Source organism: Microbulbifer mixtoriginis (SeqCode), assembly GCF_052466715.1.
On the sequence record NZ_CP174288.1, the window covers coordinates 2,535,046 to 2,554,681 of the forward strand.

A 19,636-nucleotide genomic window follows, 5' to 3' on the forward strand; every position below is an offset into this window, starting at 1 on the left:
CCTTTAAAAATAAAGTGATCACTTAACGCTCACCAGCATCAACAAGCGCTCGATAAATTCGGCCTGGATAATCACCAATAATCCCATCTACACCCAATGATATACTGCGCTCAATATGGTCTTCATTGTTCACTGTCCAAAGGTCCACAGCCACTCCTTTTTTCTGAAAAAAGCGCACATAGGGCTTGGTCGTAATACTATATGGCAATTGTGCAACATCAAACTTGGGCTGAAAAGCCCAGCCAAAACCTGTACTCCAAGCAAGACTTGCTTCGATAAGCTCACCTATAGTTGCACTGGTTCTAACCTGACCCCCGCTAAGTTCACGGAAGTGCTTCATGGCTTTACTATGCTGGCTAGCAACAGTAACTTGCTGCTCCATACGGTAATCTGCAATGACTTGCCAAAGAGTCTCAGAAAGAGTCTTATCATTCGGCTTAATCTCTATATTAAAATAGCCATCCGGGTAACGCTCAAACAATTCATTGAGAGTTAACAGGGTGAGTCCTTGCCCCCTAAAAGGGTAGCTATTGCCATTATCTAATGTGAATTCGTGACCAGCATCAAGGGTTTTAATTTCACCCAACGTCAAATCCGCAATTTTTTCAGATATCCCAACATTATCCTTAAGGTCTGAATCATGATTAATGATGACAAAATAGTCTTTCGACAGATGAACATCTAACTCTAGTATATCGGCACCTTGCTCCAATGCTCTATCAAACGCTAGCGCTGTACCCTGAGGATATTCACCAGATGCCCCCCTATGTGCGAGAATCTCAATAGAAAATGCCTGATTACAAAATCCAGCATAGTAAAGAAAGAAGGTCATCACTTTTATAAAAACTTTCATTTTAGCATCCCGTTTTTGTATCAAAAAATCGCCACATAAAAATAATTATATATAATCCTACCCAAACTAACTTAAAGGATCATCACTTTTTCTCTGCAAAAGATAAGAAATCCAACAACCTTTTTATCTATTATCAGGTAAGCTCACCAATTCCCGCAAAACAATTCAGTCACATACAATTAGAAACACTTCTCAACAGACAGGATCTGCCGACTTAAACTATTACCTTAAATATTTTAACTCTTGTTCGCCGGCCAATACTAACCAACACGATATACCCAAAATATCTCAACAAAGAAATATAGCTGAAGCCGCAACCCTATAATAAACCCTGTCATGCAAAATACTAGTTGACACTATCGTTAAACCATTCTCGTTAGTAATCTCCACTCAACTTATGAAATCAAATAAAACAGGCCCCTAACAAGTTCTTGAAGTAGACATTGACGTCAAAGCTTACTGATACTTTTCAGTTCAAGTCTAATAGGTACCGATGGCTTTACATCCATAAGCACTGAATAGCAATTAGAAATTCGAACCATATGGTGGGGGTGGGAGCAGAGTTATCAGCTCTTGGCACTTCAATAGAACCCATCTCTACCACACTTTAATGTGACGTACAAATATATACATGAAACCATTTGTTAAATTGAGGATAATTTAATAAAAATATTCACAGATAATGCCACTTGCAGCGCAAAAATAGTAGAGATAAGAGAATTTAACAACTCTGAAGGGTCATTGCTAGACAAAAAAGCTCCTCAGGTCATCCTTATAAAGAGATTTTCACTATCAGGCAAAAATATTCGACAAAGAAACAATTAAATTTGCAACCCAAAAAAAGAAGGCGAAATACTTACATGCAGAGAAGAAAGTATCAGTGCCCAAAACCACCCTATCAATCCTGTGTAATATGGACCTCACTAACAACTCGCAATTAAATTACAACTAAAAAAAAGCCCATAAAATCTTATCAATAGACAAAAGCCGAGCATCTAGCACTCCGTAAGACGCCCAAAAAAATGCGTATTTTGATCGGTTCGCTGAACTCCCATTACCACACAGAATATGCTTAGAAGCTATTTCCTAACTAGAAATTAGTTATTCTTGTGGCCTCAAGGAATAATAAGACTAGCAAGCGTGAATAGATTTAAGGCAGTATTAACTGACGCTCAGGCGGAGTTGATTGAGTCTTGCCTTCCCCAGCTAAAACGTGGAAAAGGTGACCCCGAGCCCATTGATGGGCCGTGCATGTTTTGAAGGTATCTTGTGGATTTTACGCTCATGAGCGCGATGAAAGGATCTTCCCCATCCAACCCATCGCCATGTACTTGGCTGGAGAAGGCTTCAGTTTTGGGAAGAGCAAGGCGGTTAGTTGGGGGCTTGACGAAAATTTCTCGGACGGCTCAGTCAAAGATCCCTGCTTAACTGGGAGAAAGTTTTTTTGGATGGCAGCTTTGCTTTAGCAAAAAAAAGGGGAGCAAAAGTTGGAAACCCAAGTGGGGTAAGGGTACAAAGTGGATGGTGGTAGTCGATGGTGAGGGCATTCCATTGGGAGACATCGTTACTTCGGTCTCACCTGCAGAAGTAAATTTATTAAATCCACTTCTAGATGTTACCTATGAAAATACAAAAATTCGATGCCTAGCGTACGACAGAGCTGTAGATTCTGTTCCCTTACACTATAGCTCGGCCCACCGTAAAATTGGCCTAACTTGCCCTCACCGTAAGAATAGAAGAAAACTTCCTAATAAAAAATTTGAGATCCTTGCCGCAAAGGTGGACTTAGAACAAGTTAAGAAAAATACGACAGCGGATACTTCATTACAACGTCAAGATACTTCTTAGTAACTTGAACAGGAGAAAATTTTCATCGCCAAAAGAACATGGCTCACGATCAACCAAACTTAAACCTCAACATAAATTGAGGCCAAAATTGACGCTACGGAATCCAAAACGAAAAAAAACGCACTAAGCGAGATTTTAAGTCCTTGAAAAAAAGAAGTATCTGGGGTAGCCGACGGGAATCAAACCCGTGACCTCAGGAGCCACAATCAAACCTAAAACCATATAATAATCATATACTTACACGACCTTGAGTGTAAATATTTGTTAGTATGAACTACGCTATACACACCATGACTGTTGAGCTGCACAGCCTTTTTACACATGGGTAAGCTGTCCGTTTAGCCAGTAATATGATTGAGCTCAATGCCTATTTGTACCCATGTCACCACCAATTATCTCCCCTTTCGTATCGGGAGTGTTCATAGTTATCTCTTGCAGGCATAGCCTGCCCCTTTTTTTACCAAATACTCACAGGCTAACCATTATTAATGTGCCACAAGGCCATATCATCACTACCACCCAATTCAACGGACCATATGGACTGCGCCCCACTTGTTGTTCAAATGTTTATCTGAGACAGAAGGCATAGACCCCACCTACTTTACCGTTGTGAAAAAAAGAAGTTTCAAATACAACAACAGCAACACATAAAGAAGTCCTATATGCTCATGACTGTCAATCTTGTCGAGAATCGATACCTGAGAAAAGATCATATTGTTGTTCTTTTCCTCTCCGCATAAGACGAGCCTTAGTTATTTAGGTGTATCAAAAATTTTCAACTTACTTGTTTTGCATTAAAACAATCAGTTGAGGCATATTTTCAATATGAAATAGCAATCGAGAAATAGTTCACGATGATCATCATGTAAATGTTATGCATTAATACATGACGTGCAACAACCAAAAAATATGCTCTTATGACCACCACTTGTAGCTACCCGCTTTTTGAAAATTGTTTTTTTTACGCTTCACCGATACAGAAGCCGGTAGTTTTTTGAGGTCCACCAATACTTTAGTAGCCACATTGACACCCACCGCACCTTGGCTGGCGCACACTCACATCAATACAAAATTCACACCTCACAAAAATAGAACTTCAACCTCACATCAAGAAATAAAAAAATTTTTCAACAAGGTACATATTTACGATTCGCCACGCAACAACCCACAACTGAAAAACAAAAAGGATGATAACTTTATGCCAAGCCAATTTAACTTCATCGCTTCGGACCCAGTAGTTATAAACACACTAACAGAGGAGGAGATTAACGAAGTATCAACATGGCAAAATGACTACCCTGAATTTAAATTTGAGTTTCACACCATGCACGAGGCAGGGTGGCCATGCTACCTTAGAGAGCCAAATGGTCCAAATCGAGGGCTACCCAAAGTCAACCTCAAAAATTACTGTGGCCAACTCTTGCAAGGAGAGAGTGTAAGAAGCCAAGAATGCTCCTCTGAATTTATGAGGGTAATTAGTGGAAACCTAGAGTTATTCCAAAAGCTAGCCAAAGAGTACTACGAAGGGAAGGAAGTCAATATTGAACTTAAAAAATTTTGGTACGTAAAATACAAATGTGCATACTCTAAAAAGGCCCCTCTTATTATTATTCAACTTCCTGCCAGGGGGCAGGCTATAGCCGAAATCTTTTGGCTAAATATGCAAAACTGGGCAAAAAAACCAGAATGCGTCTTACATAAACACACCAGCTGCATGCTCCCGGCGACTCTTGAGCCATTTGATAAAGGCGAAATAAAAGAGTTTAATTATACATATAGATACAAAGACAACGGCGAAATAGAGGAAATTTAATCATCAACAAAATAAACTCAGGCGACGTCATAGGCGCCGCCTAAATTTAGCGTTAAGCCCCAATGAAATATGAATAGAGAAATATTTAGAGATAACGATAATTAAGCTCTAGTCGTGCCATTTAAATTTCAGCCGATCATTTTGAAATAAAAGTTGACCCTTCCTACAATTTCACTGTTGCAGTCCAAATAACTTCCCATTCATCTCAAATGAGCGCATCCGAGTTAAAGAAATTCTCTGTAGATTTGGAACAAGGAAATAAAGCTACCTATGGAAATATGTCTTGCTTAAGAGCAAAGACGATTACCATTAAGAAAAATCTTTCCCCTGTACAATACAGAGAAGTTCGCTTTTGGTCGATCGTGTACTTGTAATTGGTTTTCATATTGTTTCTGCAACTTGAATATGAGGCCGGTACCACTCACGGCACCGACTCTACAAAGCAGTCAGGCAGGAGGTCTTCCCCCTGGGATCTTTTGCTCAGAAGCGCAGATAACACCTTCAAGCACGAACCCTACCTCCTCGCCAATAAGCTGCAGCAAGGCTTTACGGGCCAGCCGATTCGGACAATCCGCCACCCATTCCAGGCCGGCACATAGATTATTGACGCGGTGAAGTTGTTGAACATGAGCGGTCATTAGCAATGCAAAATGCGGTTTTATTTCGAAAATCGAAAATTTGTTATTACTGGAGTACCTGATACGGCTAGATGTTTGAGGCTGGCACACTGAGCAAACGCCTGCTCAACGCACGGAAACGGGAGGGGATGACGATCGCACAGTTGGCCAGGCAGCTGGGGCTGGCGCTATCTCAAGTTTCGAAAATGGAAACAGGCAAGCAGAAGATAGCGGCGGAGTTACTACCGGCCTGGTGTGAGGCGGTGGGGATTACGCTGGCGGAGGTGTACGGGGCCGAGAACCGGCACCACTTTGTGCAGGCTCCCTTTCCGCCGTTAATAGCCCGATTGTATGCAAAATTGCCGCAGGAGTTTCGCCAACATATTCACCGGGTGATTGAGAGTTGTTGCCAGTTGTGGATGGGGCGACGATAATGCCTAAGTAATTGGCAGCGAAAGCTGGGTGACCTTTAAGTGAGGATGCACGAAGCGCATGCTCAAAAGGTACTCAGCTTACGTTGTCCGGTACAACGCCAGCTTAAGTATATCATTTCGCTATAATACAATTTCGCAAGTGATAGCCACATGGTCAGATGGCAAAGTTTTTGAAAAATCAGTAAGAAATATAACTTCTCCATCGACAGGAATAAGCAATGGATCAGGAACTGGTAAATATTCAGCACCGTATCTATTTGCATTGGTACAAGTAAATTCAGGCGTTCCGAAAATATAATCAATACGTAATTGGTTCCCTATAAGATAGGTAACGTCCTCGCAATAATCACGCCTATCAACATTTTCGCCTATTTTGATATTTTTACTGTAATCACACATCAAATCACTAACAGAGGCACTATCTCCTTTTACCAAATTTTGGATGGGCGTTGTTTCTGGTTCAGAGTTGAAGTCACCAACAAGAAGAACTGGTTGATTAAGGCTATTTATGTAGCTATTGAGATAAGCACCTGAATCCCTTCTGGCCTGCCCGCTATGGCTATCAAAATGGGTATTTATGAAATAGACCATTGAGTCTTTGATATTATCCTTTAACTTTAACTCTAAAAAGCTTCGGTCAAATTTTGCACCATCATCACTAGGAATGTCATTTTCCTCGCCGTCCGGAAGCAAAACAACTCGCTCAGAAATAATTGTCAACTTACTTTTTTTGATCAGAGATACATTTCGAAAAAAACGGGAGCTATCATCTTCGTTACCTAAGGCACCGGCGTCTGCATACTTTATAGAATATATGTCCCCGAATCTTTCATAGATGTCTTTCAGCTGAACTCCCATTACCTCTTGCAGACCGACCATATCTGGACTCGTCGTTTCTATAATCGAAAACACATAATCTCGCCTCTTTATCCAAACAGCCACCTCCCAGTCATCAACACCACACTCAACACATAATATGTTATATGACATAACATTATATTTATCCGCAGCAATGCACTGAGCTGCCGAAAACATTAATAAAATAAAAATTCCGTTAATAATTAGCTTCATAATAAGCGTTATCCCAGCTTCTAATTAAGCTTTGAAACACGTAAAGCATATACTTCCGGCGCTTCGTAAGGACCACACCTATCATTTCTAATTAAGAATTGTACAAGATGATCTTTTGAATAAGCAGTCAATAGCAAAGCATAAAGCGTGTTAAAGGAAGCGTTATTTTTATCAATAACATATTTACCACTATTAGAGCATCCGAAAGGATTTATTTCAGCACCCTCTGCATATACAGATATATCACCACCTCCATGAGCCAAGATATCTTCTACTTTCTTCCAACTACTTCCTTCCCACACACTTCCAGCTAATGCTCTGGATACTGAAAGCATAGCTATTAGCGAGACAACTAGATATTTCATTTCATACTCCTATTTTATACTTTAGATATTATACTCAATCACGGTACTAGCATACTGACTTAACGCTCAATTCAGTGATAAAACATAGTGTGCGAAATTAAGCACAGTATGTTTTATCCGCTTCAATTGCTTATTATTAATTAGTCAGTGCTTTACTTGGACACCCATTCAATTTCCTTCGCCCCGGGAATAATTCCATCAGCTTCTTTTACATAAACACTTATGTTTTGATTACTGGCTTGAGCAGCCAAAATAACAGATAGAATGCCAGCATATGCAGGATGATCGTTTTTTAGATAAGCATACGTTACACCTTCGCAAGCTCCACTACTAACAACGATTCTCATCGTATTTTCGAAAGCACTTCCATTTTCCCTGCTTGCTTGTACCGTTAAGCCTTTTACTGATATAGATCCACATTCCAAGTAAGCTTGTGCACCGGAACTAAATATAATTGTCGATGCTATAGCGCAGAGTTTTAATAATGCTTTCAATTTTTACTCCTTAAACGAGGTGATTCTAATGTTAAATCTTGATTCATAAAAATACATTCAAAAGCGGCTGCAATATATCACACCCTCTACACACCAGGCCTCTCTTGCCCAGATATAAAAAGAAATTTAACTCACCTGATTATCCCAAAACACCCCATTCAAAGTCCCTAACATTTGCCCCACCACCCCAGCCAAATCGCTGCTTGTGCTACCCGTAATCACCGGCAATGTCGCGGGGCGGTTGGCAATCTGCCAGCCGCTGTTGCCTTTCACATACAGAAAACCATTCGCTTTATTTAGGGCGACTTTTGCCGGGAAAAATTGCCAGTAGCCAGGATCTGCCACATAACGGGCGAGCTGGCCGTCTTTGCCCGCCCACTCATTGGTGCCTGTGGCAACTAAGTAGCGTTCGCCATCGCTGGCAGAGCCCGGTGGATCATTCTGTATGGCCAGCACTTCCAGCTGTAGCAGTGCGTCTACTGTATCCAGGGCCTGATTGAGGCTGGCGGCGGGGTCTAGGGTGCCTTCCTGGGCATAGGGGATACCGTTGTTCGGTGTGGTGCTCATGGCTTGTTTCCTGCTTATACGCTGATCTGTGCGGCCGGGCCTGGGCCGGTGATGCTGTTGAGCTGGCTGACTTTGATCGTCGCCGGGCCTGGGTCTGCAATGGATAAAGTGGTTGCGGTGGTATCTGTGCTTTGGCCGTTGACCGTTACCCGGTAGCCGGCAAAAAACTGGCTTTGATCATAGGCGGCGCGGCCACCGAGGCGCCCTACCCCGAGCCACCGGATTACCAGCTGGCCATTTGCACGGTGCGCGTTGAGATTGACCGGGACGGGTTCGGTGTGGCTGGCGCCGCTAAAAGTGCCGCTGGTGGTTGTCTCTTTGCCGCTGCCAATACTGGTGCCGCGGAAGGTTAAGGTCTGGCCGAGGTTGTAGCGCTCACTGGCAATAAAGTTGAGCGTGTTGCGTTCCAGTAATACAAAGCGCGTGCCCGCCGGGTGGTTGGCCGGTGCGGTGCCGAGGCGCCCGCGCAGGAAATAACCGATTTCCCACAAGCCGGGGCTAATTTCTTCCGCCTCGCCAAAGCTGACAATTTCATTGCCGATCAGCGCCCTATTCTGGCGGTTGAGCATGTCGGCCATTGTGCGGTTTTCCAGCGCGTCGCCGCTATCGTAGAGGCGTAATTGCACGCGGCTGTGCGTATCGGGGACTTCCGGCTTGTGGCTGCCCAGTGCACTGGTTAGCTCGCCCATAACCGCCTCGATATCGGTGCTGTCTGACTCGATATAGTTCTGCCCACCATCGAGGGACAGGGCCACTGTGGCACCGCCCCAGGCGCTATTACTGCCGGCAATGGCGACGTAGTAGCCGAGCTGTAAATCATCACCGCTGGCCAGTATGGGCGCGTCGATAAATTCGATAAAAGTGGATCCAGGCACTAACGGCACCGGGGCCGGTGGTGCCATGGGAGCTACGCCGAAGGCTTGGCTCTGATAGGCGCTTTTGCGGTCGTGAATCAGTTTGTACTTCTGCTCGCCGTTATCCAGGGAAACTTCATCGATACGGCAGCGGTCGCCGCGATAAATCACCACGTCGCCAGGGGTGAGTTTTAGATAACTATCCGGCAGGGTAATTTCAAAATCGCCGCGCTGCTCTTCGATCATCACCTTGTGCATAATCACGGCGATCTGTGCAGCCTGGTCGGTCTCCAGTACCAGCGGGGTTTCGATATTTTTTTCCCCCTCGCCACGAGTGTCGATGCTGCGATCACTGGTCTGCTTGCAGGTATCGATACCGCCTTCAGCATCGTAATAGTTCAGGTTTAAAACCCGCACAATTTCCTCGGGGGAGCGTCGGGTTTTCTCGTCATAGCTATCGCCGATCAAATCGTTTTCATCGATGGTCATAACCGGCTCGGTGCCTCGCGGGGTAAACACCAACGAATCGCCCCGGTTGACCGGATCAAAAAAGAACGCCTTGGCCAGCTCCTGAATATGTTCAAACGCGGGGGCCTCGTTGCTGATCTGCATACCCGAGACATAACCCTCCAATAGAGTGGTATCGAATTTGCCAAACGGCAGGCCGGCGCGCTCGCAGATCTCCGCGACCACGGCATAGAGGGGATAAGGCATAGGAAGTTATTCGGGTTTTTATTCAGGATTTTGCAGCAGAAACTGCAAGCGGAAATTGCGGCTCATACCGATTTTCACCAGGCCGGGGCTGTTCACATTATTGGCCAGCAGATACTCATTGCCATAGCGGTCGCGCTGGCGGCGGTGATACAGATTGCCGTTTTTTAAGTAGGCAAAAATCACATCGCTAACCTGCTGCTGCAGAGGGCGCTTTTCATCCAGGGAAACCCTGGGGGTAATAATCCCCGGCCAGATGGTAGTCACCTGCTGGGCCTGGCTGGAGTCGTACCAGTAGAGTTTGGCGGTACCGCTCTCGACGTAGGCAATCACCGGGCGCATATTCTGGTCGAAGGCCAGGCTCACCTCGGTGATATTGGCTCCGGTAATTACCGTGCTGGCCGCTACCTGCTGGGCATCCAGCACGATGGCTTTGCCATCGTTTAATATCCGCGCGCGCCAGGTCTGGTAATCCAGGCCGCGATTGGTGTCCTGAATGGCGATGCCGCCGCGCTCGTAGTCGATAATATGCCGCACCGGCAGGGCGGCGCCGCCGATAAAGGGCGCTGGCACCGCTAGACTGGATAATTGATTGTCCGGCAACATCAGGCGCGGCCCCAGCTGTGGGTCACCGCGATTTTTAAAATACGGTCGGCATCTTTGGGAATGGTGCCGCCGTCCACCTGGCTGGTGAATTGAATTTGCCAGGCAGAGAAACCCAATGGCAGCGCCAGTGAGCGGATTCCCCCGGCCAGGTTCCAGATACTGGTGCCGGCGGTAAAAACCAAAGTGGCTTGGTAAGCGTTGGCCACATAGGCTTCTGCGCTGACATTGTCCCAGCTTTGAATCGTTTCACTATTGCCGCTGGGTATGTCATCCACTGCCCCTATAGGGCCACTGTAAGCATGCATATTGCTGGCGCTACTAAACGACACATAACGCGCGGACTTATCAAAACTCCAACCATATTGGAAGCTATTGGGCTGCACCAGATCGATATTGGCCGCGCGTGCGATATAGTCGTAGACAACCCCTTCCAATTCAATCGTGCCGACTAAATCCGATAGCGGTGGATAGATGCGCAACTCATAGGTGACGCTGAGGATTTCATCATCCAATACAGTCAAGGCTGTGGGGTTACCCTGGGCATCCTTGACCAGGGCGCGGCAAAACAGGCTGTTGTTGTCGCTGCTGTCACCAAGGCCCAACTCTGCAATATTGCCTGCTGCAGCACCCTCGGCAAACTCGAAACGCATCCGCTTCCACACATAAGGGGTGCCACTGCTCTCGACGCCATGGGTGATTTCCACTTGGTTACTGGTATTGGCCAGTGGCAACACCAGCGCCGTCTGCGTCTCCGCAGGCGCAGTACCGCCTGACCCCACATGGCAGTTATCGGTGATCTGACTCAGAGAGCTATCGGCCAGCTTGTTCAGGCCCTGATTCAAAATCAGATTTTTAAACCAGTGGCCAGCGCCATTTTTATTTACGGGAATTCGCGATCCACGGGCACCGCGCTTGGATACCTCCAGGCGGAAGTGGCCGCTCATGGCGTTGCACAGATTAATCATTGCTTATCTCCATTGAACCGGTGACCGCGACCAGGGCGGAGCTCAACGCCTCGGTTTCGCTGTAGGGAATGAGTGGCATACGCATAGAGCCGCTAATCAAAACCAGGGATGACTGCAGCGCTTCCTGCTCTTGTGTGTTGGGTGGAATTTTTAGGGAGCCGCTGACTGAGACCAGTGCAGAGTGCAGCGCCTCGGTTTCGCTGTGCGCCACTCGGGCAACCCGCATAGTGCCGCTAAGGCCGGCCAGGGTGGAACCCAATCCCTCAGCTGGAGGCTTGGCCTCGATATTCTTGAAACGGGCAGTGGCAGAGCTAAAGGCCGGTGTCAGGGCCTCCTGGGTCTCGATGGCGTAAGGCTTGCTGGTCAGCACAAAACCCTCGGAGCGCTCTACCTCAAAGGCATATTGCGGAATCGCGCCGCCGGTGCTGGTGAGGTTTTCGTTATCAATGACCAGATAACAGGTGCCGCGATAGGCGGGTACGTTATTGATACCGAAGGCAGCCTGCAGTACCGCACTGGGCATCTGCTGGAAACCACCGAGGAAAAACTCGGCCAGTTGTAAAAAAGCCTGGTTATTGTCGATCTGCGTGGGGTCGTTGCTATCGCGGTCGTAAACTAATTCGTTATTGCGCCAGACTTTGCAGATACCAGTAATCGGCCCTTCACAAATGCGGATCGCATAAGTGCGATACACCTCTTCGTTAACGACTTCAGTTTTACCGCCGCCCTTACCGCTTTTTTGTTTCTGTTTTTTCTTAACAATTTTCGGCGACGTGGTGGCGATAATATTGCCGATCACCGGTTTTACCCGGCCAAAAATAATCTGGCGCGGCACCCCCGCTTTACTGGTCTGCAGTTTGATCTTGTCGAACTTGCGCCCCTGAATCGTAGTGGTGCCAAATATTAAAGCGCCCATGGCGAGTACACCTCCACCAGTAGCCGGCGCCAGCGCGCATCCAATACATGCTCTCTGCAGTCCTGATCGGCGTGGGCATGAATCAAGGAAAAATCACCGTGCGGATAATCGCCAAGAAACCCCACATGGCTGGGATCGCTGCGCTGCGGACTTTTAAAAACAGCAATATCTCCCGGCTGCCAGAACTGCTCGGCAATCGGCTCACCAAAACGCGCGCGCATTTTGCGGCGCACACCGTCTTTCCAGGGCTCGCGGCCGTAGTGTTTTTCATCTTCGATTTCCAGGCCGGCGGCGCGCAGGCTGAGCACGATCATGCCCACGCAATCCACCGCCCAGGGGGTGCGGCCCCGGTGGCGCCAGCGCACGCGCTTAGCCACCAGGCCGCGGGCAAAGGCCAGTGTGTCGATTCTTTGTTGTTGCATTAGTGGTGCTGCTGGCTGGCAATATTGGAATTAAAAGAGGAACCACCGCCGGTGCTACCGGGCACACCGGCGCCGGGGGTATCACTGGCCTGGCCAATCGGAATTAAATTTTCGCCTTTAAAATCCAGGTGATTGCCGTACACATCGCGGCACACTGAAAAGGTCTTGTCGCAGTCCGGGCGGATCTCTAATTGATCGCCGTCTTCCACGGCAAAGGGCAGCGGCTCGATTTGAGTGATTTGTCCGCTGGCGGTATCCACTGCTTCCACTTGATACAGGCGCGAGGAGACGTTATTGCCGCTTTTCCAGCGCACCCGCCAGCGATTGGCGGCGGTGGGCAGGCTGGTAATATCATCCACCACATAGGTGACTTTGGGCTCATCCCCAGAGACGGCGGTGACGGTGGCGGACTGCCACAGGGATTCTGCATTCACACCGCAGCCGGTCTGCGAATTAGCCGGGGTGCCAAAAATCGCCCTGCAGGTGATGGAATCCACATGGCCGATAGACTGGCGCAGGCGCATGGCATAGCTCAGTAATTCCGGCATAAATACCGTATTGCACGCGGTGCGCACCTCGCCTACATCACCACCGTCGAGCAACAGTGCACCCATAGATAGATCGCGGTAATTCACCAGAACCATGGCCCACTCCGCCCCATCCAACTCGCCACGCTCGGCCATGGCTACGGTGATACCGGGCACGTCGGTACTGTAGAGTGAATAGCCCTCAGCGTTGTCTACATCGAACGAGGTATCACTGGCAATAATGCTGGAATCAAAACCGTTCTGGGCGTAATAGGTGAGCCCTTCGAAATCGATATCCCGATCCAATGTTGTGGCGCCAAACTGGCGGCCATCGGCGAGGGTAATTTTTAATAAGCGGCACAACGTGGTGACGCCACTATTCAGATGGGCCTGCAGTGCTGGGGGAATATTTCTCACAGACGAATCTCCAGCAGCTCCACATTGCCATTCAGTACCGGCATTCGCTGGTGGCGATTGTCGATACTGAAGCCGATTTCATCGTCTTCAAAGCGCACCGGTACATCGAATTCCCTGCTCCAAGTAATTTCCGCACCGTTATCGGCGCTGAGCTGCACAAGGCCCGTGGTGTAGTCGATGCTGTGAGCCACCGGATTACCATCGACAAAAATGGTTACCCGGCCGATCACCGGCTTCGCTATTTTGCGCTGATAGGAAAAGGCCCCGAACACATATTTTTTTACCAGCTGGTAGCTCTCGCTATTGCCAGTACCGAAACCAATCACCTCTTGTTCCGCTTCAAAATCGCTGGCGTCTTTAAAACGAAAACCAATCAGGGCACCCATGCAGGCATGATGGGCGGCGACCACGATTTGATGGTCTGCATAATCCAGGTTTTTAAACAGCACCGAGTAACGGCCCAGCGGGCGCTCCCATTCGGCATTGCGGCGCTCTACCCCGCTGCGCAATGCTTTAATTTCGGTTTTATAGCGGTGGCCGTATTCGGAGCCGTAGGCCACTTTTCCCAGCAGGCGACTTTCGTTAAACATTAAGAGCCGAGCCTCCTGCGGTTAATCCGTTGTTTGCGTTCGCTCTCACGAGCGAGCTGTGTGGCAGTGCGGTTATTCACCGTGCCATCGACGCGAATATTCTGTGTCATGGAAACCGGGCGGCTGTAATCCCCTGCACCGCCACCGCGGTGCATATCCGCCTGAATCATGGCCAGGGTACGGTCCAGTTTTGCGCTGGTTTCAGAGGTGGTCACCCGCTCGCCTTTTTGCAGCAGCCAGGTGCCGTCTTCCGGTACGGCGTCAATACCGTCGTGGGCCATACCGGTAATTTTTGCCGCTGCCAGACCGCCGGTAACATAGACCGCACCCGCCGCCGCAGCGCCCAGCACCGGGCCCACATAGGGAATCGAAGCCATGGCTTTATAAGCGCCCATGGCGGCGTCCTGGGTGTTGGCAATTACGCTCTGCAGGGCATTGCGTTTTTTCTCATTCAGCAGGGCCCCGCCGATAGAAAGAGCCGCGCGCATATAGGCCGCCTCCTCACCTTCCATACCTTGGTAATACTGACCTGCCACCTCCATCAGTGTTGCGTAACCCTCCAGCTGCTGCTGGCGACGCAGGTCTTCATTGGCCTGGGTGATTTCGGTAAGGCGCTCTTCATACTGCTGCCGCAGGGATAATTCCTCTTTATCCCAGGTGGCATTGAGGTCGGCGCGCTCGCTGCGGAATTGCTCCAGCATTTGCAGCTGGGTGGAATACCAGTCTTCCAGCTCGATGCGTGCTGTTTCGATATCCTCACCGCTGCCGAGGCCACCCAGGTTTGGGCCGTTTTCGGTAGCGGCGTCGGCAATACGGCCGAGGGTGCTGGCCCGCTGCTCGTCGGTGAGGCCGGCCATGGCATCGACGATGGCCAAGCGCTCGCGCATCTGATCGGTGAGCACTTCTTCATCGGTGCGCAAATCCCGCAGTAAACCCGCATAGGCTTCCTGATTGCGCTGCAGGGCCTCGGCTTCTTCCTTGGCAATTTTAAATTCAGTGCCGAGTTCTTCTATGACTTCATTGAAAATCAGCCAGTGGTCCACTAGCGGCAACAGTTCGCCGTCTACAACTTTTGCCGCCGCAGTGAATTCTCTTTCCAGATCGGCAATCACCGCCCTGAAATCATCGCCAAGCAAATCGCCAAAGTCGGTCTTTATTGATGCACCAAAAAATGCATCCCGCTGCTTCTGCAACGCTGCCAGTTTTTCGCGCAGGTCATCGACTGAAGTGCCCTGGTGAATATATTCCCCGGTGGCCAGGCGAATACCGGTCAGCAGCTTGCCATCACCAATCACGCCGCTATTGATGGTTGCGCTCAACTGCTCCAGCGAGCGATCCAGCTTTAAGATTTCCGGCTCGCCATGAACCATGCGCGCGACGGATTTACCTACCTCTTGGGTAAACTCCACCAGCTCAACCACGGCGGAGGCTGCCGCCGAGCCCACATTGATCAGCGCCGTGGTGAGCGCAGAAAAAGCGGCTTGCGTTTTTTCATCCTGAATGAGTTCGGTCAGGTCTTTAATAGCTGGCAGTGCGCCGGTGACCACCTCTTTTTCAAAGCCGTCGAGCGCGCCTTTTAATTGATCCAGGTTTTCGCGCACTTCCCCGAGCTGCTGCAGATCCAGATCTGAGAGCACCGCACCTACATCCTGCGCCTCATCGCCGAGCCGGTTTAATTCGCTGGCATTGTTGCGCAGCAGCGGCAGCAACAAGGTGGCATCACTGGCGATGGCCTCCATATAAAAGGTCATCTCATTCTGGCTGAGATTGGCCTTTTCCAGGCTCTTTACATAGAGCCCCAGCGCATCGCGGCCGGAGAGGTGGCGAAACTCCTCGGCAGTCACGCCCACCTGCGGAGCAATATTGTCGAAGAAGTCTTTCAGTGGACCGCCGCCGTTCTGCAGGAAGTCCCCGACCTTATCCGAAGTATCCTTGAGAATATCCGCGACCTTGTCCTGCTCAACGCCGTAGCGCTGCGCGGCGTAGGTCATGCGCTGGAATTCCTCTGTGCTGGTGTTGGCCACTGCAGAGAGGTTTTCAATTTCGCCGGATTGTTCCACCACGCGTGCGGTCATTACTGCTAGGGCGCCGGCGGCGGCGGCGGCGGCTGTGACCGCTCCGAATGCCTTGCCAACGGCTTTAATGTTCTTCGTGACCTGCCGCTTCCACTTTTCAGTCCCACGTTCGGCCTTATCCAGTCCCTTTTCAAAACCGCCCACCTTGGCGATTAAATCCAGCGTTAATGTACCCAGGCTTTTTTTAGACATAGCTATCCACTGGCCCCTAGGACCAGCTTTTCATCGCCTCTTGCAGCGACAGCTCTGGCTCTTCCTCGTGGGGCAGAAAGTCGGTGATTTTTACAGGGTTGCGTTTACCGCGATGGGTATTGGCGTAGAGGGTGGCGAGTAACGCCGACGATCTTTCGATACGCATCCCTGGGTGCAGGGAGCCGCGTTTTTTACGGTAGAGCGCCCAGCGCTGGACCTCTTCATAGCTGAGCCGCTGCTGGGCCTCGGCGATGGTGCAACCGCCGATGCCATTCAGCACCAGCTCATGCCAGAGTTCGTCTAGTTCACTGAGCTCGGTGTCTTTCCCAGATTATTAACTGCGCCGATTTCCAGCAACAGAGCTTGGGTTAGATTCGCATTGAGCGGGCCGCGCTGCGGGTCTGCCTCACCGGTAATATCCGCCGGGGTAAACACCGGCTTGCCCTCGGCATCGACAATACAGGCAGCGATCCGCCCGGCGATCATGTCCACCTGACCACGCATCGCCGCCACATCACTGACGGCGCTGTGATAAGAGAGGCGGCGCACATAAACGGTTGCCGATAACTCCTTCTCGCCCTGCTTCCAGGTTATGGAGCGCTCAACCGGCGCGCCGGAAAAAGCCCCCTGCTGCAGGGATTCGATGGATAATTCCATAATTACTCTCTCAGGTTGAAGACTTAACCGTCCAGGCAGAGCCACCACTGCGCTGGATAGACATTTCACCAGTGACCAAACTGTTCTGCTGGAAATCAAAGGGGAAGTCGGCCACATAGCCCTCAAAGGTGAACCAAGTGCGGGTGGTCGGTAAATCAAACTCTTTAGTTGCAGAAACGGTGGGTTCCTCGGTGCCATCACTCCAGCCCACGGCCCATTTCATATTGTCCACCGTGTCATCCTGTGACAGCTGATGCAGGCGTTTATGGACTGCATTTCTCGGATCAATTTTGAGACTCACCGATGCCTGCCCCGGTGTACGCAGGCCGCGTTTGAACTTTTTATCCAAGTCCTCCAGGGAGGTTTCATCGAGCTGATCCGCCGGGTTGCCACCGGGGTTAAAAGAATTCAACCCGGTCACTTTCTTCACAGAGTCATCTGCCGGGTCGATAAAATAGATATTAGTTCCCTGAGCCAATTGAGACATAGGGGTTCTCCCGTTACTTTAATGGAAATGAAAGTCCGACGCAGGGGTGCGTCATTCAGTGGAATATTGGGCGGTATAGGTCAAACGTACTTCACCCAGTGGGTGGTCCTGATCTAAGGCGAAATCCGTTTGCGACAGCGCAAAAATTTCACAGGTACCCCCCAGGATTCGATCCTGCAGGACGCCCTCTACATCCTCAGAAGCCTGATCCAACAGTTCATAGATATCTCCCCGACTGTGCACCACCACCGACACGACAAGATCCAGCTGGCGAGTAGTACCCGAGAGTTCCTGTTCTGTTTGTTCCGTGGCAAAGCCCACAAAGATTGCCGGCAGCTTTTCCCGTTCGATACCTTCGGTGGTTCCCGCTGAGGGAAAGTTGTAACCGGATAGGGTTTGCAGATTACTGAGTACGACATCGCGGATTGTTATGCGTTGGGTCATGGGGTAGTGCTCCAGGAATTTTGGGCATAAAAAAACCCGCTGGTGCGGGTTTAAATGTTTACAAAGTAGTAGCGCCCTTATGCAATGCCACCTAAAACTCAAAAATCCTCAAAAAAATATATTTTTCATCCATATAACCTCATGCACTTTTATACTTCAATGTGCAAAGTACCCTTTTCTGCACTCAAATTGATGGACCCGTTAAGTTTTTCACTATCAGGCTAGCCTTGAAGCTCGCATTCATTTTCAAATCTCTCAGAAATTGCTCTAAATCTTGCTCTGTAATATTTTTCAAGTCGGAAGGTTTTGTCGCACTAAACGCTGGATTTTCGTGATAATGCAAACGCCCTAAATTTTGGCCACTCCTTGCATCAAAAGCAGTTGTATCCATAGAGTAAGCCAAAACTTCTGCACGAAACTGCCCCGGACCCGTATAAAGTATGGTACCACCTTCGCAGTAATTTCGTATATCCAGAGGTGGCTTAGAATTTGTCAGGTCTACCTCAGCCATTGTATCGGCATAAAGTACTAACGATACATTTTCTTTTGATGCAGATGTAACAAGCCTGTGTACTTCCTCAGGAGATAGATTTGTATTAGATTTAGGAGCTAAATCACCGAACAAGTCTTTAGTTTTTTTTCGAACAACTTTGTATCCTGCTTGTTCAAAGCCTAACTTATAACCTTCAAATATTGCTCTTTCTATATCTTCACTTGGAAGATTATAGTATTTAACAAAATTACCGAAGACTGTAATCCCCGTGTGGTCGTGACAGATATAATCTGGAGTTTCATATATAATTGCAATCACTCCGCCATCTGGAATAGATGCTGATGGTAAAGTTACGCATCCAGCCAGAGCAACTGATAGCAACATGGAAAGTAGATATTTCATTGGTATCCCCAGTAAAGTTTACTCTCCGCTAAACTGAGTAAACTGCGCAGAGTGTTTATGCATGGAATGAAGTACAGAGGTTTGAAATATATTCCCAAACCTTACCTGCTTCGAAGGTAGAAAAAACTAAGCAAATTAACTAGTTATCCGCTCTTGGCCCCATATGCATCAATAAATACATAGCAGCGTCTTTATATCTCAGAATTTTCGCCGCTTTATATCACACTTGGAACTTTATAAAAAACTATGACCTATCGGTTTTAAGTTATAGATATTAAGAAGCCGCCCCTGATTTTTGTTATTGAAAATGAGCTCATTGTCAGCCTTAAATCCGACAGCATCTGTCACAAGCCATATCTAGTATAAAATTCTAATTTTTGTTAAACCATAGTTTTTTTGGGCTAAATATTACTATGGCTTCGAATGCCTCAAGCCGACAATCAGTCAGTTCAAAACTACCCATCCATCTGCACCTGCCAAATAACTCCATCATCCCACAAGCGCTTGCTCACTGAATATGCCACGCCGCCAAGGGTAATCACCCCCTCGAGCTGTAGGCCCCAACCTCACTGACCAGCAGACTCAACTCATTACGCAGCACATGCATATGATCCACATCATCGAACCCGTCGACCTCACGCTCAAAGACCACCCGGTACTCAACAAGTTTGTCCTCGCCACTTCTGCAATTACAGTGGCAAAACCTACGAAAATTGCCGGCAGCTCTTCCCGCTCAATGCCTTCGGTGGTGCCCGCCGAGGGGAGGTTGTAATCGGATAGGCTTTTCAGATTGTTTAGGGTGGCATCTCGGATATA

Annotated in this window: 23 protein-coding genes; 4 read left to right on the forward strand and 19 right to left on the reverse strand. The window is 48.5% G+C overall.

Annotated features, from left to right (window positions below; translation table 11 throughout):
- Window positions 1-22: 22 nt before the first annotated feature.
- A complete protein-coding gene (locus ACJJH9_RS11150; RefSeq protein ID WP_444922770.1) occupies window positions 23-853 on the reverse strand; it encodes a glycerophosphodiester phosphodiesterase family protein in 831 nt (276 codons plus the stop codon).
- Between the two features lie 1,521 nt (window positions 854-2,374).
- Here ACJJH9_RS11150 and ACJJH9_RS11155 point away from each other — a divergent pair.
- Window positions 2,375-2,701, forward strand: coding sequence for a hypothetical protein (locus tag ACJJH9_RS11155; protein ID WP_444922771.1), 327 nt, complete (start codon window positions 2,375-2,377; stop codon window positions 2,699-2,701).
- 1,024 nt (window positions 2,702-3,725) lie between these two features.
- Window positions 3,726-4,514, forward strand: a complete 789-nt coding sequence (locus ACJJH9_RS11160) for a hypothetical protein (RefSeq protein WP_444922772.1) — start codon at window positions 3,726-3,728, stop codon at window positions 4,512-4,514.
- A gap of 446 nt (window positions 4,515-4,960) precedes the next feature.
- On the opposite strand, the gene ACJJH9_RS11165 is transcribed toward ACJJH9_RS11160, so the two are convergent.
- Window positions 4,961-5,152, reverse strand: coding sequence for a hypothetical protein (locus ACJJH9_RS11165; protein ID WP_444922773.1), 192 nt, complete (start codon window positions 5,150-5,152; stop codon window positions 4,961-4,963).
- A gap of 71 nt (window positions 5,153-5,223) precedes the next feature.
- Here ACJJH9_RS11165 and ACJJH9_RS11170 point away from each other — a divergent pair, with 71 nt between their 5' ends.
- On the forward strand, window positions 5,224-5,565 hold the full coding sequence (locus tag ACJJH9_RS11170) for a helix-turn-helix domain-containing protein (RefSeq protein ID WP_444922774.1): 342 nt from the start codon (window positions 5,224-5,226) through the stop codon (window positions 5,563-5,565).
- Window positions 5,566-5,685: 120 nt separating this feature from the next.
- On the opposite strand, the gene ACJJH9_RS11175 is transcribed toward ACJJH9_RS11170, so the two are convergent.
- From ACJJH9_RS11175 to ACJJH9_RS11255, 17 genes are all read right to left on the reverse strand, one after another.
- Entirely contained in the window at window positions 5,686-6,636 is a 951-nt protein-coding gene (locus ACJJH9_RS11175; RefSeq protein ID WP_444922775.1) for an endonuclease/exonuclease/phosphatase family protein, read from the reverse strand.
- A 20-nt stretch (window positions 6,637-6,656) separates the two neighbouring features.
- On the reverse strand, window positions 6,657-7,001 hold the full coding sequence (locus ACJJH9_RS11180; RefSeq protein WP_444922776.1) for a hypothetical protein: 345 nt from the start codon (window positions 6,999-7,001) through the stop codon (window positions 6,657-6,659).
- A 152-nt stretch (window positions 7,002-7,153) separates the two neighbouring features.
- Complete coding sequence (locus ACJJH9_RS11185; RefSeq protein WP_444922777.1) at window positions 7,154-7,495, reverse strand: hypothetical protein; 342 nt, start codon at window positions 7,493-7,495, stop codon at window positions 7,154-7,156.
- 126 nt (window positions 7,496-7,621) lie between these two features.
- Window positions 7,622-8,062, reverse strand: coding sequence for a DUF2793 domain-containing protein (locus ACJJH9_RS11190; RefSeq protein ID WP_444922778.1), 441 nt, complete (start codon window positions 8,060-8,062; stop codon window positions 7,622-7,624).
- A gap of 14 nt (window positions 8,063-8,076) precedes the next feature.
- Window positions 8,077-9,630, reverse strand: coding sequence for a phage tail protein (locus tag ACJJH9_RS11195; RefSeq protein ID WP_444922779.1), 1,554 nt, complete (start codon window positions 9,628-9,630; stop codon window positions 8,077-8,079).
- 18 nt (window positions 9,631-9,648) lie between these two features.
- Complete coding sequence (locus tag ACJJH9_RS11200) at window positions 9,649-10,233, reverse strand: hypothetical protein (RefSeq protein ID WP_444922780.1); 585 nt, start codon at window positions 10,231-10,233, stop codon at window positions 9,649-9,651.
- Window positions 10,233-11,198, reverse strand: coding sequence for a hypothetical protein (locus tag ACJJH9_RS11205; protein WP_444922781.1), 966 nt, complete (start codon window positions 11,196-11,198; stop codon window positions 10,233-10,235). The genes ACJJH9_RS11200 and ACJJH9_RS11205 overlap by 1 nt, the downstream gene beginning before the upstream one ends.
- A complete protein-coding gene (locus ACJJH9_RS11210; protein WP_444922782.1) occupies window positions 11,191-12,114 on the reverse strand; it encodes a hypothetical protein in 924 nt (307 codons plus the stop codon). Before ACJJH9_RS11210 ends, ACJJH9_RS11205 begins: the two co-directional genes overlap by 8 nt.
- Window positions 12,102-12,536 (reverse strand): NlpC/P60 family protein, encoded by a 435-nt coding sequence (locus tag ACJJH9_RS11215; RefSeq protein ID WP_444922783.1) that lies wholly within the window; start codon window positions 12,534-12,536, stop codon window positions 12,102-12,104. Before ACJJH9_RS11215 ends, ACJJH9_RS11210 begins: the two co-directional genes overlap by 13 nt.
- Entirely contained in the window at window positions 12,536-13,480 is a 945-nt protein-coding gene (locus ACJJH9_RS11220) for a phage/gene transfer agent baseplate hub protein (protein ID WP_444922784.1), read from the reverse strand. Before ACJJH9_RS11220 ends, ACJJH9_RS11215 begins: the two co-directional genes overlap by 1 nt.
- Window positions 13,477-14,070, reverse strand: a complete 594-nt coding sequence (locus tag ACJJH9_RS11225; protein WP_444922785.1) for a DUF2460 domain-containing protein — start codon at window positions 14,068-14,070, stop codon at window positions 13,477-13,479. The genes ACJJH9_RS11220 and ACJJH9_RS11225 overlap by 4 nt, the downstream gene beginning before the upstream one ends.
- Complete coding sequence (locus ACJJH9_RS11230) at window positions 14,070-16,337, reverse strand: hypothetical protein (RefSeq protein WP_444922786.1); 2,268 nt, start codon at window positions 16,335-16,337, stop codon at window positions 14,070-14,072. The genes ACJJH9_RS11225 and ACJJH9_RS11230 overlap by 1 nt, the downstream gene beginning before the upstream one ends.
- Before the next feature lie 16 nt (window positions 16,338-16,353).
- Complete coding sequence (locus ACJJH9_RS11235; protein WP_444922787.1) at window positions 16,354-16,617, reverse strand: phage tail assembly protein T; 264 nt, start codon at window positions 16,615-16,617, stop codon at window positions 16,354-16,356.
- A 20-nt stretch (window positions 16,618-16,637) separates the two neighbouring features.
- Complete coding sequence (locus tag ACJJH9_RS11240) at window positions 16,638-16,994, reverse strand: phage tail assembly chaperone family protein, TAC (protein WP_444922788.1); 357 nt, start codon at window positions 16,992-16,994, stop codon at window positions 16,638-16,640.
- 10 nt (window positions 16,995-17,004) lie between these two features.
- Window positions 17,005-17,481: a phage tail tube protein gene (locus ACJJH9_RS11245; RefSeq protein WP_444922789.1), complete on the reverse strand. Its 477-nt coding sequence runs from the start codon at window positions 17,479-17,481 to the stop codon at window positions 17,005-17,007.
- A 51-nt stretch (window positions 17,482-17,532) separates the two neighbouring features.
- On the reverse strand, window positions 17,533-17,925 hold the full coding sequence (locus ACJJH9_RS11250; RefSeq protein WP_444922790.1) for a hypothetical protein: 393 nt from the start codon (window positions 17,923-17,925) through the stop codon (window positions 17,533-17,535).
- 184 nt (window positions 17,926-18,109) lie between these two features.
- Window positions 18,110-18,820 carry a hypothetical protein gene (locus ACJJH9_RS11255; protein ID WP_444922791.1) on the reverse strand — a complete coding sequence of 237 codons (711 nt, stop codon included), beginning with the start codon at window positions 18,818-18,820 and terminating at the stop codon, window positions 18,110-18,112.
- Between the two features lie 607 nt (window positions 18,821-19,427).
- Here ACJJH9_RS11255 and ACJJH9_RS11260 point away from each other — a divergent pair.
- Window positions 19,428-19,592, forward strand: coding sequence for a hypothetical protein (locus ACJJH9_RS11260; protein WP_444922792.1), 165 nt, complete (start codon window positions 19,428-19,430; stop codon window positions 19,590-19,592).
- Window positions 19,593-19,636: the final 44 nt, after the last annotated feature.